11 protein-coding genes and 2 pseudogenes are annotated in these 14,405 nt (G+C 62.1%); 8 read left to right on the forward strand and 5 right to left on the reverse strand.

Annotated elements, in window-relative coordinates; translation table 11 throughout:
* Positions 1–103: 103 nt before the first annotated feature.
* Positions 104–625, forward strand: coding sequence for a DUF962 domain-containing protein (locus ACK59L_RS03445; protein WP_409271880.1), 522 nt, complete (start codon positions 104–106; stop codon positions 623–625).
* Between the two features lie 64 nt (positions 626–689).
* Here the strand turns inward: ACK59L_RS03445 and ACK59L_RS03450 are convergent, their stop codons facing one another.
* The 3 genes from ACK59L_RS03450 to pcaR form a co-directional block, all read right to left on the reverse strand.
* Entirely contained in the window at positions 690–1,979 is a 1,290-nt protein-coding gene (locus ACK59L_RS03450; protein WP_409271882.1) for an MFS family transporter, read from the reverse strand.
* A 136-nt stretch (positions 1,980–2,115) separates the two neighbouring features.
* On the reverse strand, positions 2,116–3,318 hold the full coding sequence (gene pcaF / locus ACK59L_RS03455) for a 3-oxoadipyl-CoA thiolase (RefSeq protein WP_409271884.1): 1,203 nt from the start codon (positions 3,316–3,318) through the stop codon (positions 2,116–2,118).
* A gap of 192 nt (positions 3,319–3,510) precedes the next feature.
* Positions 3,511–4,386: a pca regulon transcriptional regulator PcaR gene (gene pcaR, locus ACK59L_RS03460; RefSeq protein ID WP_409271886.1), complete on the reverse strand. Its 876-nt coding sequence runs from the start codon at positions 4,384–4,386 to the stop codon at positions 3,511–3,513.
* 430 nt (positions 4,387–4,816) lie between these two features.
* Here pcaR and ACK59L_RS03465 point away from each other — a divergent pair, with 430 nt between their 5' ends.
* A complete protein-coding gene (locus ACK59L_RS03465; protein WP_409271888.1) occupies positions 4,817–5,017 on the forward strand; it encodes a hypothetical protein in 201 nt (66 codons plus the stop codon).
* 307 nt (positions 5,018–5,324) lie between these two features.
* Positions 5,325–6,797 carry an inorganic phosphate transporter gene (locus ACK59L_RS03470; RefSeq protein ID WP_058603246.1) on the forward strand — a complete coding sequence of 491 codons (1,473 nt, stop codon included), beginning with the start codon at positions 5,325–5,327 and terminating at the stop codon, positions 6,795–6,797.
* Positions 6,798–6,863: 66 nt separating this feature from the next.
* Here ACK59L_RS03470 and ACK59L_RS03475 read toward each other — a convergent pair whose 3' ends face one another.
* Positions 6,864–8,339 (reverse strand): helicase HerA-like domain-containing protein, encoded by a 1,476-nt coding sequence (locus ACK59L_RS03475; protein WP_409271890.1) that lies wholly within the window; start codon positions 8,337–8,339, stop codon positions 6,864–6,866.
* Between the two features lie 311 nt (positions 8,340–8,650).
* Here ACK59L_RS03475 and ACK59L_RS03480 point away from each other — a divergent pair.
* The 5 genes and pseudogenes from ACK59L_RS03480 to ACK59L_RS03500 all read left to right on the forward strand — a co-directional run.
* Positions 8,651–9,523 (forward strand): annotated as a pseudogene (locus tag ACK59L_RS03480) (cache domain-containing protein); the annotation flags it as partial.
* Between the two features lie 261 nt (positions 9,524–9,784).
* Positions 9,785–10,381 (forward strand): annotated as a pseudogene (locus ACK59L_RS03485) (methyl-accepting chemotaxis protein); the annotation flags it as partial.
* Between the two features lie 146 nt (positions 10,382–10,527).
* Entirely contained in the window at positions 10,528–11,679 is a 1,152-nt protein-coding gene (locus ACK59L_RS03490; protein ID WP_409271902.1) for a glycosyltransferase family 4 protein, read from the forward strand.
* The gene (locus ACK59L_RS03495; RefSeq protein ID WP_409271892.1) at positions 11,672–12,436 is read left to right on the forward strand and encodes a DUF2334 domain-containing protein; all 765 of its coding nucleotides are present in this window, start codon (positions 11,672–11,674) and stop codon (positions 12,434–12,436) included. Before ACK59L_RS03490 ends, ACK59L_RS03495 begins: the two co-directional genes overlap by 8 nt.
* Positions 12,433–13,425 (forward strand): lysylphosphatidylglycerol synthase transmembrane domain-containing protein, encoded by a 993-nt coding sequence (locus tag ACK59L_RS03500; RefSeq protein WP_409271894.1) that lies wholly within the window; start codon positions 12,433–12,435, stop codon positions 13,423–13,425. Before ACK59L_RS03495 ends, ACK59L_RS03500 begins: the two co-directional genes overlap by 4 nt.
* 182 nt (positions 13,426–13,607) lie before the next feature.
* Here the strand turns inward: ACK59L_RS03500 and purU are convergent.
* A partial coding sequence (gene purU / locus ACK59L_RS03505) for a formyltetrahydrofolate deformylase (protein WP_409271896.1) occupies positions 13,608–14,405 on the reverse strand: 798 nt, incomplete at its 5' end.

Raw genomic sequence — 14,405 nt, forward strand, 5'->3', positions numbered from 1 at the left:
GCAAGGCGCGGCCCTGGCATTCGCCAGGCTGATGATGATGGTGACCACAGCTATCCTGAGCTATATCGGGCACACCCCGGCAAGCCCACCAGGAGGCAGCACCATGAGCACCCTCGCCGAGCACCTGATCCGTTACGCGGGCTATCACCGCGACCCACGCAACATCGTCACCCATTTCGTCGGCATACCCTTGATCGTCCTGTCCGTGGCCATTCTGTTGTCGCGGCCAGGCGTGTCCCTGGGCGGCATCTGGTTATCCCCTGCCCTGCTTGTCTCGGCGGCGGCTACCTGGTTCTACCTGCGTCTTGAGCTTCGCTTCGGGCTGGTGATGGGCGTCCTGCTGGGCCTGTGTCTGTGGCTGGGTCACCTGCTGGCGGTGCAGACCACGGCGCTGTGGCTGTCGGTAGGCGTGGGGGCGTTCGTGGTGGGCTGGATCATTCAGTTCGTCGGTCACCACTACGAGGGGCGCAAGCCAGCGTTCGTCGATGACATCAGCGGCTTGATCATCGGGCCGCTGTTCGTGGTGGCCGAGGCGGCGTTCCTGATGGGCCTGTGCCCTTCGCTCAAGCGTCAGGTCGAGCGCGCCGCCGGCCCCGTGGCGGTGCGTAAGGCCATGCGACACTGACATCGCCGGCAGGCCGTCCCGTTACAGCAGACGGCCCACCGCGCCTCACGTCCTGTGTCGGCCCTCAATGATCGTGGTGCAGGTACTTGGCTTGTTTTGGCAAGCGCAGGCTGAACAGGAAGGCAACGGCCATCATTGCCGTCACGTACCAGTAGAACGTGTTCTCCATGCCCAGGGTTTTGAGGCCCAAAGCCACGTACTCCGCTGACCCGCCAAACACGGCGTTGGCCACCGCATACGCAAGCCCCACGCCCAATGCCCGTACCTGGGGTGGGAACATCTCGGCCTTCACCAGGCCGCTGATGGAGGTGTAGAAGCTGACGATGCACAGCGCCAGGCTCACCAGCACGAACGCCATGAATGGGCTGCTGACCGTCTTGAGCGCCATGAGCAATGGCACCGTGAACACCGTGCCCAGCGCGCCGAACAGCAGCATGGAGTTACGCCGGCCAATGCGGTCGGACAACATGCCGAACAACGGCTGCATCACCATGAACAGGAACAGCGCCCCAGTCATTGCGTAGCTGGCGTGCTTGGCGGTCATGCCGGCCGTGTTGACCAGGTACTTCTGCATGTAGGTGGTAAAGGTGTAGAAGATCAGCGAACCGCCGGCGGTATAGCCCAGCACCGTGATGAAGGCCGCCAGGTGATTGCCGAACAGACCGCGAATACTCCCGGCGTCCTTGTCCTGGCGCGCCTCTGCGCTGCTGGTTTCGTGCAGCGAGCGGCGCAGCATCAAGGAGATGACGGCAGCGACCGCACCGACCACGAAAGGAATTCGCCAGCCCCAGGCGCGCAGCTCGTCTTCGGTCAGTAACTGCTGCAGGATCACCACTACCAATACCGCCAGCAACTGGCCGCCAATCAAGGTCACGTACTGGAACGATGCAAAGAAGCCCCGCTGGCCACGCAGGGCCACTTCGCTCATGTAGGTCGCCGTGGTGCCGTATTCGCCACCCACCGACAGGCCTTGAATCAAGCGCGCTAGCAGCAGCAATGCCGGGGCCCAGGTACCGATGCTGGCGTAGGTGGGCAAGCACGCGATGGCCAAGGACCCGAAGCACATCATCAGTACCGAGATCATCAGCGAGTTCTTGCGACCGTGGCGGTCGGCCAGGCGTCCAAAGATCCAGCCGCCGATAGGCCGCATCAGAAAGCCTGCGGCAAACACGCCGGCGGTGTTGAGCAGCTGCACGGTCGGGTCATCGGAGGGGAAGAACGCCGGGGCAAAATAAATGGCGCAGAAGGCGTAGACATAAAAGTCGAACCATTCCACCAGGTTGCCTGAAGAGGCGCCGACGATGGCGAAGATGCGTTTGCTACGCTCCTCGCCGGTGTAGTGAGGGGTGGTCATGTCAGTCGTGCTCCTGGAGGATACAAGGTAAGTCTAGACATACCTGGTTACACAGTCGTTCCGCGTGGTGTGCAACCCGGCGCAGCGAGGCGCTGGCGGCTGCCCTGATCCCTGGGGCACCTGCGGGCTGGTTTCGTCAAAGGCGCTCAATTGCCAGCGCCAGCCCTTGGCCGACACCTACGCACATCGTGGCCAAGCCTTTGCGCCCGCCTGTGCGCTCAAGGTGGTGCAGCGCCGTCAGCACCAGGCGCGCACCGCTCATGCCCAACGGGTGGCCCAGGGCGATGGCCCCGCCGTTTGGGTTGACCTGGGGCGCATCGTCCGCCACTCCCAGCCCGCGAAGAACGGCCAGCCCTTGGCTGGCAAAGGCTTCGTTGAGTTCGATGACATCGAAGGCGCTGATGGAAATGCCCAGTCGCTCGATCAGCTTGCGCACCGCAGGCACCGGCCCGATGCCCATGACCCGCGGGGCTACCCCCGCACTGGCCATGCCCAGCACCTTGGCGCGAGCGGTCAGGCCATGGGTGTGCACGGCCTCGGCAGACGCCAGGATCATCGCTGCCGCGCCATCGTTGACCCCCGATGCATTGCCCGCCGTGACCGTTTTGCCCACGCCATTGACGGGGTTGAGCTTGGCCAAGGCCTCAAGGGTGGTATTGGGCCGCAAGTGCTCATCGTGCTCTACCCAGGTCTCACCCTTTTTATGCGCGATGCACACCGGCACGATTTCCTCGGCGAAAAACCCGGCAGCTTGCGCCGCTGCGGCCTTGTGCTGACTGCGCAAGGCAAACGCATCCTGGTCGGCGCGGGAGATACCGAGGTCGTCAGCCACGTTGTCGGCCGTTTGCGGCATGGCATCCACACCGTATTGCGCTTTCATGAGCGGATTGACGAAACGCCAGCCAATGGTGGTGTCTTCAAGTTGCATGCTGCGTGAATAAGCGCTTTGTGCCTTGCCCATGACAAATGGCGCACGCGACATCGACTCCACGCCGCCCGCGATGGCCAGCTCCATCTCGCCGCAGGCGATGGCGCGGAACGCCGCGCCAACGGCCTCCATGCCTGAAGCACACAAGCGGTTGAGGGTGACGCCCGGCACGCATTCCGGCAGCCCGGCCAGCAGCAGCGCCATGCGCGCCACGTTCCGGTTGTCTTCGCCGGCCTGGTTGGCACAGCCGAAAAACACCTCGTCCAGTTGCGTCCAGTGCACACCGGGGTTGCGCGCGATCAGCGCCTTGAGTGGTACCGCCGCCAGATCGTCAGCCCGTATGCCGGCCAAGGCGCCGCCGAATCGGCCTATGGGCGTACGAACGGCATCACAGATATACACCTCGCGCATCTTGCCTCTCCTGCAATGACCATGGGCCCCGGGGATAGAGGCACAATCAGTCACTGCAACCTGTCCGCCGGATGGGCATCAGGTTAGGGATAAAGGCGGATCCACCACAATTGGCTCAAGGCTGAAATGGGCGATTATCGAACGCTTTTGTCAGGCAGGCTGGGCTGATGATCCGCAGGCAAGCATGCGTTCTCAACCAAACAGCTGATGGCTCAACTCCTGGCTAGCCTCCAGCAGAACAGGGAGAAACCGTTGTTCCAGTTCGCTGCGCGGTACACGCCCGACGTGAGTACTGACGTTCAACGCCGCCAGCACCTGGCCTGAGGCGTCGTAGACGGGCACGGCAACCGAGCGCAGCCCCTGTTCGAGTTCCTGGTCGACCACGCACCATCCCTGGCTACGCACTTGCTCGATGCACGCGAACAGCGACGAGGCGTCGTGCAGGGTACGGCTGGTGCGCGCCTTGAGGTCGGCGCGGTCGAAGTATTCGCGCAGGCTGGTGTCGTCCATGGCCGCCAGGAGGATGCGGCCCATGGACGTGCAATACGCCGGGAGGCGCCCACCGACCGACAAGTCCACCGAGATCAGGCGCTCTACTGTCGCCGAGCGGGCGATGTACAGAATATCGTCCCCTTCGAGGGTCGCCATGTTGGCCGCTTCGTGCAACTGGTCGCTGATTCGGTCCAGGTAAGGCTGCGCGGAAATGGCCAGGGGTGTCGATGACAGGTACGCATGGCCCAGCGTCAGCACTTTGGGCAGTAGGGAGTAGGTACGCCCGTCGGTGGTCGCGTACCCCAGCTTCATCAGGGTATGCAGGCACCGGCGCACGGCTGCCCGGGGGATTTCAGTGCGGTGACTGATTTGCGCGATGGTCAGGTGCCGCTTGCGTTCCTGAAATGCCTGGATGACGGCAAGCCCGCGCGCCAAGGAGGTCATGAAGTCCGGATCGCCGGTGAACGCCTGAATGCGCTTGGCCGGTGATGCCACGATGGGCGGGGCCAGGGCTGGCGCCGGGCTGCGCACTGTTTCGGGCAGGCCACCGCCACGGGCTGTTTTAACGTCCTTCATCGCACACCTCAACAAAAATCGCCGACTTGTGCGATTATCGAACAACCGGCCGATAATCGCAATTGACCGGCGACACGTTTGCTTATACCTTTCCAGTGCCACTTGTGGCTTCTTTGGAGAGACTGGTCAGGTACCCACCGTAGAAGTCCCAGGCAACGGCCCTGCCAATTGGTGGGGCCGTTTTGTTTATGCGACTCGCATCGTTGGGTATCGAACTTTCATACGTTGAGGTTTTCTTAATTTCGACATGTGTTTGATTGCCCATCGCGCCAATCCCATCACGCTAGTCTTGTTCGCGTGTTGATATACTCCGATCGTCTTGTTGGACGACTCGCCGATGTAGATCCCGCTGGCAAGTTAACGTGTCGATACCGCATAACGTTTACGCCGACAGGGCGGTCCTCTTTTCAATTCAATTCAGGTACTGCATGTGACAAAAGAAGAACTGCGCGCAGAACTCGAGCGCCAGGCCGAGCGTTTCAAGGATGTATATGGCGGCGAAGTGACCACCTATGCGGCGCAGCCGGAACCGGAACGCAAACCATGGCGTAAACGTGCCAACATCCGCGACCAGGCATTCAGTCAGGAGCTGGAACGCATGGAGAAGGAATTGCGCAGCGCCACGCCCTGAGTGCTTTGCCCAGTCGTCAAGTTGCGCAAGGGGTGCCCAAAGCGCCTGACTGCTCTGGCGCAATGGTTGTAACGGAATTTCACAAATTTCATACAACCGTTTAAAACGATAAAGGCATCATCTTTTCGCGTATTTTGTTGATTTTTCGCTGACGTTGAATGCATTTGCCTTAGATGATGCCGGCCCACCTGCGGCTGCGAATGGCGTTTTCTGACCTGCGCGACATGATCAGCGGCTGCGGTGGGTGCATCGATTGCCAACGTTTTCTGGCATAATCCGGCCCCCCTACGACCGCCAGACAACCTTCATGATCGATTTATTCAGCGGACTGGATGCCTGGGTATTGGTGAGCCTGCTGCTCGCCTTGACCTTCGTGCTCGCCTTCGAGTTCATCAATGGCTTTCATGACACCGCCAACGCGGTAGCCACCGTCATCTACACCAAAGCCATGCCGCCACACCTGGCCGTGTTCTTCTCCGGCGTGTTCAACTTCCTTGGCGTTCTGCTGGGTGGGGTCGGGGTGGCTTACGCCATCGTGCACCTGCTACCGGTAGAGTTGCTGATCAATGTGAACACCGGGCATGGCCTGGCCATGGTCTTCTCGCTGCTGGCCGCAGCCATTACCTGGAACCTGGGCACCTGGTACTTCGGTATTCCTGCGTCCAGCTCGCACACCCTGATCGGCTCGATCCTGGGCGTGGGCTTGGCCAACGCGCTCATCAACGGCATTCCGCTGGGTGACGGCGTCAATTGGCAGAAAGCCATCGATATCGCCATGTCCCTGGTGGTTTCGCCGATTGCCGGGTTTGCCGTGGCTGCGCTGGTCCTGCTTGGCCTGAAATGGTGGCGCCCGCTGTCGAAGATGCACAAGACGCCTGAACAACGCCGCAAACTGGACGACAAGAAGCACCCGCCTTTCTGGAATCGCCTGGTGCTGGTGATTTCGGCCATGGGCGTGAGCTTCGTGCACGGCTCCAATGACGGTCAGAAAGGCATTGGCCTGATCATGCTGGTATTGATCGGCATCGTACCGGCCAAGTTCGTGCTGGACCTGAACAGCACCACCTACCAGATCGAACGCACCCGTGATGCCACGTTGCACATGAGCCAGTTCTACGAGCGCAACGCTGCCACGCTGGGCGAATTCCTGGCGCTGGGCAAAGCCAAGGCCAGTGACCTGCCTGAGCAGTTCAGCTGCAATCCGCAGCAGACCGAGCCGACCATCGCCGCGCTGCAATCCTCGCTGCAAGGCGTGACCGACTACCGGGCCCTGGACGCGGACAAGCGTGTCGAAGTACGCCGTTACCTGCTGTGCCTGGACGACACCGCGAAGAAGGTTGGCAAGCTGCCAGGCCTGGACGCGCGTGAAAAGTCGGACCTGGAAAAGCTGCGCAAGGACCTGACCGCCACCACTGAGTACGCCCCGTTCTGGGTGATCGTGGCCGTTGCCCTGGCCCTGGGCCTGGGCACCATGGTTGGCTGGCGCCGCGTGGTGTTGACCGTCGGCGAGAAGATCGGCAAGCAGGGCATGACCTATGCCCAGGGCATGTCGGCGCAGATCACCGCGGCCTGCGCCATTGGCATGGCCAACGTGTTTGCGCTGCCGGTTTCCACCACGCATGTACTGTCTTCCGGCGTTGCCGGCACCATGGTCGCCAACAAAAGCGGCCTGCAGGGCGGTACGGTGAAGACCATCCTGATGGCTTGGGTGCTGACCCTGCCTGCCTCGATGGGTCTTGCAGCCGGCCTGTTCTGGTTGGCGTCCAAGGCAATCGGCTGACCTCAGCCCGTATAAGAAGGCGCCGTCGGGCGCCTTTTTTATGGGCGATGGCTGCACACCGCGCAGCTACTTCTTCTTCCCGCCCAGCAACGAGCCCATCAGCCCGCGCACCAGCTGCCGCCCCAGTTGATTGGCAGCCTGACGCACCGCCGACTTGATCGCCTGCCCGGCCGCGCCTTGCAGGAATTCGCCCGCCTTTTCGGCAAAACTGCTGTCATCGGCCTTGGGTTGCGGCGCGGGCTCCACCGCTTCGCCTTTGCGCTGGTTGAGCCTTTCGTAAGCCGAGTCCCGGTCTATGGGTTTGTCATAACGGCCAACCAAGGGTGAACGCGCAATCAGCGCACTGCGTTCAGACTCACTCAACGGGCCGATACGCGATTGCGGGGGCGCAATCAGCACCCGCTGCACCCTGGCAGGTGTTCCCTTGTCCTCAAGCGTGCCGACCAAGGCCTCCCCGATGCCCAGTTCGGTCAGCGAAGACAACGCATCGAATGAAGGGTTGGGGCGAAAGCCCTCAGCTACGGCACGCAGCGCCTTCTGCTCCTTGGCCGTATAAGCCCGCAGGCCATGCTGGATTCGCAAACCCAGTTGGGCCAGGACTGCATCGGGTAGATCCGCTGGGGACTGGGTGACGAAATACACCCCTACCCCCTTTGAGCGAATCAGCCGCACCACCTGCTCCAGGCGGTCCTGCAAGGCCTTGGGCGTGTCCTTGAACAGCAGGTGCGCTTCATCGAAGAACAACGCCAGCACCGGTTTTTCGGCATCGCCACGCTCGGGCAGTTGCTCGAACAGTTCGGCCAGCAGCCACAGCAGAAACGTGGCATAGACCTTGGGTGCCTCATGCACCAGGCGGCTGGCGTCGAGCAAATGGATACGCCCTCGCCCATCCGGGTCGGGCCGTAGAATGTCCTCGAGCTGCAATGCCGGTTCACCGAACAACGCCTCTGCCCCCTGTTGCTCCAGGGTGGCCAGCCTGCGCAGCAATGCCTGAACGGACGCGCCGGTCACCAGCGCACTGTCCTCGCCCAGCACCTGCGGGCTGTCCTTCAGGTGGCCAAGCAGCGCTTTGAGGTCCTTGAGGTCCAGCAACAGCAAGCCCTCGCGATCGGCCACCTTGAAACTGGCATACAGCGCCGCCTGTTGGCTATCGGTGAGCTCAAGCAAGTTGCCCAGCAGCAAAGGGCCCATTTCGCTGATCGTGGTACGCAACGGATGCCCCGACTGGCCCGCGATGTCCCACACGCTCACCGGATAGGCCTGTGGCTGGTAGTGCAACCAAGGCATCCCTGCGATGCGCTCGGCCACCTTGCCCTCAGGTGCGCCTTTGGCGCCCAGCCCACACAGGTCGCCCTTGACGTCGGCCGCGAACACCGCCACCCCGGCATCGCTGAACGCTTCGGCCAAGTGTTGCAGGGTCACGGTCTTGCCGGTACCGGTGGCCCCCGCCACCAGCCCGTGCCGGTTGGCAAGCCGCATCGCCTGCCCTACGGGCTGGCCATCAGGGCTTGATCCTACAACGATAAATGAAGATTCCGACATCTCTTTAATCCTCTGCTCAAGCTTTGTCTTACTCCGGCCGATACCTCTGGGTGATATTCGCCTTACTCAGAGAGAACAACCGAAAAAGGACTTTTCGGGATGTTGCACTGGCTGGGCCCTACAGCTGCGAACGCCTGATACAAAACCTTAGCGGACCCGATGATTTCATGAACAAAAGCCTTCGTTTCAGCCACAAGATTCTGCTGGCAGCATCACTGATCGTGATCCTCGCATTCAGCCTGTTCACTCTCTACAACGATTATCTGCAGCGTAATGCGATTCGCGAGGACCTTCAGGACTACCTGACTGAGATGGGCGCCTCCACTTCGACCAACATCCGCAGTTTGTTCGAGGGGCGTATCAAACTGGTCGAAAACCTGGCGCAGAATATCGCCCAGCAACCGGCCAACGCTGAAACCCTGATGGGCCAGCAGGCGCTGATATCGAGTTTCCTAACCGTTTACCTGGGCAGGGTCGATGGCAGCTTCAGCGTACGCCCGGATGCAAAGATGCCTGACGGCTACGACCCCCGCACACGCCCTTGGTACAAGGATGGCATGAGTGCCAGCGGCACCCTGCTGACCGAACCTTACATCGACATGACCACCAACAAGATGGTCATCGGCATCCTCGACAAGGTGGCCGATTCGGTGGGCGTGGTCGGGGGTGACTTGGCGCTGGACGGCCTGGCGCAAATCATCAACTCGCTGAATTTCGGCGGTATGGGCTATGCGTTCCTGGTAAATGACCAAGGCAAGATCCTGGTGCACCCGGATCAAGGCCTGGTGATGAAATCATTGTCAGACCTGTTCCCTGAGCGCACACCAAAGCTCACGTCCGAGCTCACCGAAGTGCAAAGTGACGGCCAGGCCCGCCTGCTGACGTTCACACCGGTGACCGGCTTGCCTTCGGCCAATTGGTACATCGGCCTGTCGGTGGACAAGGACAAGGCCTTCGCGATGCTCAGCACATTCCGCACCTCCGCCGTGATTGCCACCGTGGTGGCCGTGGTGATCATCATCGCCCTGCTGGGGCTGCTGATCCGTGTGCTGATGCAGCCGCTGCACACCATGACACGGGCCATGGAGGACATCGCCGAGGGTGAAGGCGACCTTACCAAGCGCCTGCGCATCCACCACCACGACGAGTTCGGCATCCTGGGCAACGCCTTCAACCGCTTCGTCGAGCGTATCCACGGCTCGATCCGTGAAGTGTCCTCGGCCACCGAGCAGGTGAACGAAGTCGCGTTGCGTGTCATCAGTGCGTCCAACTCGTCGATGACCAATTCCGACGAACAGTCCAACCGCACCAACAGCGTGGCGGCCGCCATCAACGAGCTGGGCGCTGCCGCCCAGGAGATCGCCGGCAATGCGGCGCAGGCGTCCCAGCACGCAAGCTCTGCACGGCGCCTGGCAGAAGAAGGCCAGCAGGTGGTCGATCGCAACATCGCCGCCATGAACCGTCTTTCCGACTTGATCGTAACGTCCAGCGCCCACATCGAGACGCTCAACAGCAAGACCGTCAACATCGGCCAGATTCTCGAAGTAATCACCAGCATCTCCCAGCAGACCAACCTGCTGGCGCTCAACGCCGCCATCGAGGCCGCGCGCGCCGGTGAAGCAGGTCGTGGTTTCGCAGTGGTGGCCGACGAGGTGCGCAACCTGGCCCATCGCACCCAGGAATCCGCGCAGCAGGTCCAGGGCATGATCGAGGAGCTGCAAGTGGGTGCCCGCGAGTCGGTCGAAACCATGGACCAGAGCCAGCGCCACAGCCTGGACAGCGTGCAGATCGCCAACCAGGCAGGTGAGCGGCTGGACAGTGTCACCGTGCGCATTGGCGAAATCGATGGCATGAACCAGTCCGTGGCCACGGCCACCGAAGAGCAGACAGCCGTGGTCGAAGCCATCAACATGGATATCAACGAAATCAACATGCTCAACCAGGAAGGCGTGGAAAACCTGCAGGCGACGCTGCGTGCCTGTTCTGACCTGGAGCAGCAGGCCAGCCGCCTGAAACACCTGGTCGGCACCTTCCGTATCTGAAGCCGGCCCAGCCCCGGCACCGACCCACCGAGCGCTATTGCCTGGCGCTCGGCTGCCGGGCGGCCAACCGCACAAGCTGATCGAACAAACTACCCTTCTGAAAGGTCAACTTCATGGCATGTCAACGCCGGTTTCGTTACCGCGCGATGACAGACCCGAAAGACGATCCCGGAGGGACGCAGATCGTGCACATTGCCGACATCACCATGTTCTACGCCCCGGCCAGCGGCGGCGTACGCACGTACCTGGATGCCAAACACCACCGCCTGGATGCCGTGCAAGGTGTCCGTCACAGCCTGTTGATCCCCGGCGCCAGCGCTCGGCATGAAGGCGGTGTCTATCATGTGCCTGCACTACCCCTGCCCTTTGGCAAAGGCTACCGCTTTCCGGTACGTCTGGCCCCATGGTGCAACACGCTGCGCACGCTAAAGCCAGACCTGATCGAAGTCGGCGACCCGTATCTGACCGCCTGGGCGGCGCTGGAAGCTCGCCGTCAGCTGGACGTGCCGGTCATTGGCTTCTATCACTCCGACCTGCCGCTGTTGGTGAGCAACCGTATGGGCAACTGGTTCACGCCCAACGTCGAGGCTTATGTCAGCAAGTTGTATGGCAATTTCGACCGGGTGCTCGCACCGAGCAAGGTCATGGCAGACAAGCTCCGTCGCCTGGGAGTACGTGATGTCCACGTGCAGCCTTTGGGCGTAGACCTGGAAACCTTCAATCCTGCACGCCGCGATCCACAGGTGCGAGCCGAACTGGGCATCGCCGACACCTGCCGGTTGCTGATTTATGCAGGCCGTGGCTCACGGGAGAAGAACCTGCCCGTTCTGCTTGAGTGCATGCGGCAGTTGGGGCGCGGTTATCACCTGCTGCTGGTGGGGTCCAACATGCCCGCCAATGTGCCCGAAAACGTCAGCGTGATCGGCCAGTTCTGCCCACCTGACCAGGTGGCTCGCCTGATGGCCAGCGCCGACCTGTTGGTGCATGCCGGCGACCAGGAAACGTTCGGCCTGGTCATCCTCGAAGCCATGGCCAGTGGTACGCCCGTGGTTGCAGTGCGTGCCGGCGCCTTCGGCGAAATCGTCAACGACCAGTGCGGTCGCTTGTGCCAACCCAACGACGCCAGGGCAATGGCCCTGGCCGTGCGGGAGGCGTTCGAAGCGGGTGCGCGCAAGCTCGGTGCACAGGCCAGGCGGCATGTAGAGCAGCATTACTCATGGGACAACGTGGTCAACGGCCTGCTTGAGCATTACCAGGCCGTATTGGGCCACCAACAGCAGGTGCGGGCACATGCTTGAGTCCGGTGCCCGTTCCCGCAGCGTGATGCTGGTGCTGCATGACGTGGCCCCAGAGACCTGGCCAGACTACGAGCCGTTCGTGCAGGCGGTCGATGCATTGGGTAACGTGCCCATGACTTGGCTGGTGGTGCCCGACTTTCATCGACGCAACCTGCTGACTCAGTCTCCCGGCTTCTGCCAGTTGCTCGATCGCCGTTTGGCCGCGGGTGACGAGCTGGCCCTGCACGGTTACGCCCATGCCGATGAAGGTCCCACGCCGCGCACGCCCCTGGACTACTTCATGCGGCGGATCTACACCCATGAAGGCGAGTTCTACGCGCTGGACGAACACCAGGCCATCGCCCGACTACAAGACGGCCTGGCGCTGTTCGACCGTCAAGGCTGGCCCGTGGCAGGCTTCGTGGCCCCCGCCTGGTTGATGAGCCAGGGCACGCGACAAGCGCTGCGCCAACTGCCGCTGAAGTACACCAGCACCCCGCAGCACCTCTATCGCCTGCCGGACTTTACCGCCATCGATGCCCCTGGCCTGGTCTGGAGCGCGCGCAGCGCCTGGCGCCGTGGTGTATCGCGGGTGCTCAGCGACTGGCAATGTCGACGTTGGCAAGGCGCCAACACCCTGCGCCTCGGGTTGCATCCGGTGGACATGCGCCATCGCTACTCACGGGACTACTGGTTGCGCACCCTTGGAAAACTGATCGAAGACGGGCGTGAACCCTTGACCAAGTCAGCCTGGCTGGAGCGGCAGGTGGCAGCGTGAACCGCTGGCTGCTGCTGGGCTTGGCGCTGTTGGGCGCAGCCCTGGTGCCTGCACTGCTGGGCGGCAGCGAACTGCTGCCCAAGCTGAGCCGTTTCGATCCGCAGTTGCTCATGACGTTGGTGGGCATGATCCTGCTGTGCTGGGTGATCAACGCCTGCCGGATGCGCCTGCTGCTGGGCGATCAGGCAGCGCGTGTATCGCGGGTGCGCACATTGGGTGTGGTCATGGCCACCGAGTTCGCCATCTGCACCACTCCAGGTGGCGGCGGCGGCCCCTTGACCCTGATGGCCTTGCTGGCCCGCGAGGGCATCAGTGCAGCCCGCAGCGGCGCGGTGTTCGCGATGGATCAGCTCAATGACTTGGTGTTTTTCTTCTGCGCCATGCTGGCGATCGCAGGCTATGCGTTGTTTCACAGCCTTGGGCGCAGCCAGGAAAGCATGTTGCTGGGCAGTGCAGCACTGCTGTGCGCGGCGCTGGCAGGCGTGGTGATGTTGCTGCGCTACCGGCGCAAGGTGATGCGTCTGAACGGCCGGCTGTTGCAGCGCCTGGGCACCAGCGCACCGCGTAAACGACGCTGGGCGCGCAAGCTGCTTCGTTTCGTGCAGGCCTTGGCGCAAACCTGGCAGCTGCCCAAGCGCACTTTGTTTCTGGTGTTCAGCCTGACATGCGTCCACTGGGGGCTGCGCTTTAGCGTGCTGTATCTCGTGGTCAGAGGCTTGGGCGTGCAGCTGGCCTGGATTCCCAGTTTCCTGGTCCAGATGCTATCGCTCAGCGCTGGTCAGTTCAGCATGATGCCCGGCGGCGCAGGCGCTGCCGAGCTGACCTCGGCCAGCCTGCTGACACCCATGGTGGGCAGCTCGACGGCCGCGGCAGCGATCCTGATCTGGCGCGCCATCACTTACTACCTGTATCTGCTCGCCGGGGGGCCGGTGTTCGTGTGCCTGCTGGCGCGTCCGCTGCTGGAGCGCTGGCGCCGTCAGGTGGGTTGAGCGCTTGCCAAAGCGCCGCGGCACCGGGGAAGTCGGTACCGTCGGTGTCCTGCAAGGCGTCGGGATCGTAGCGGGCCAGGCAACCCTGACCCACTACAGGGGGAGGTGAGGCTGTAGGTGTACCGCGCCGTCCCATGGGTCGATCCTCACGTTGCTCAACAGGTCTGGGAGTAGCCCTGCGATCAGTCGAACACCACTGTCTTGTTGCCGTGCACCAGAACCCGGTCTTCCAGGTGATAGCGCAGGCCGCGGGCCAGCACCATTTTTTCCACGTCGCGCCCGAAACGGACCATGTCCTCGATGCTGTCGGCGTGGGTAACCCGCACCACGTCCTGCTCGATGATAGGGCCGGCGTCCAGCTCTTCGGTCACATAGTGGCAAGTCGCGCCGATCAGTTTCACGCCACGCAGCGCCGCCTGGTGGTACGGCTTGGCGCCGACGAACGATGGCAGGAAGCTATGGTGGATGTTGATCACCTTCTCAGCATAGTCCTGGCAGAGTTGCGGCGGCAGAATTTGCATGTACCGCGCCAGCACGACCACGTCGGCTGCATGTTCCTGCACCAGGCGTGACACTTCGGCAAACGCCGGGGCCTTGTCCTTGGGGTCTACTGGAACATGGAAAAACGGAATACCGTGCCACTCGACCATACTGCGCAGGTCATTGTGGTTGGAAATGACGCAGGGAATATCGCAATCGAGCTCATCGCTGTGCCAGCGGTGCAGCAGGTCAGCCAGGCAATGGGATTCACGGCTGGCCATCAACACGACCCGCTTCTTCTGGGCAGAATCGGTCACGCGCCAGGTCATGGAGAACTCTTCGGCGATGGGCGCGAACGCCTCGCGAAACGCCTCGATGCCGAAGGGCAGCGACTCGGCGCGAATTTCATGACGCATGAAGAACCAGCCAGTCTGCTCGTCGGAGTGATGGCTGGCTTCGGTGATCCAGCCGTTGTACAAGGCCAGGAAATTACTGACTTT

This window comes from Pseudomonas sp. KCJK9111 (genome assembly GCF_046231935.1).
GTDB classification, from domain to species: domain Bacteria; phylum Pseudomonadota; class Gammaproteobacteria; order Pseudomonadales; family Pseudomonadaceae; genus Aquipseudomonas; species Aquipseudomonas parafulva_B.

Coding starts and splice junctions, on each gene's coding strand:
- ACK59L_RS03445 (WP_409271880.1), top strand. CDS start 104: ATGAGCACCCTCGCCGAGCACCTGATCCGTTACGCGGGCTATCACCGC.
- ACK59L_RS03450 (WP_409271882.1), bottom strand. CDS start 1,979: ATGACCACCCCTCACTACACCGGCGAGGAGCGTAGCAAACGCATCTTC.
- pcaF (WP_409271884.1), bottom strand. CDS start 3,318: ATGCGCGAGGTGTATATCTGTGATGCCGTTCGTACGCCCATAGGCCGA.
- pcaR (WP_409271886.1), bottom strand. CDS start 4,386: ATGAAGGACGTTAAAACAGCCCGTGGCGGTGGCCTGCCCGAAACAGTG.
- ACK59L_RS03470 (WP_058603246.1), top strand. CDS start 5,325: ATGATCGATTTATTCAGCGGACTGGATGCCTGGGTATTGGTGAGCCTG.
- ACK59L_RS03475 (WP_409271890.1), bottom strand. CDS start 8,339: ATGTCGGAATCTTCATTTATCGTTGTAGGATCAAGCCCTGATGGCCAG.
- ACK59L_RS03490 (WP_409271902.1), top strand. CDS start 10,528: ATGACAGACCCGAAAGACGATCCCGGAGGGACGCAGATCGTGCACATT.
- ACK59L_RS03495 (WP_409271892.1), top strand. CDS start 11,672: ATGCTTGAGTCCGGTGCCCGTTCCCGCAGCGTGATGCTGGTGCTGCAT.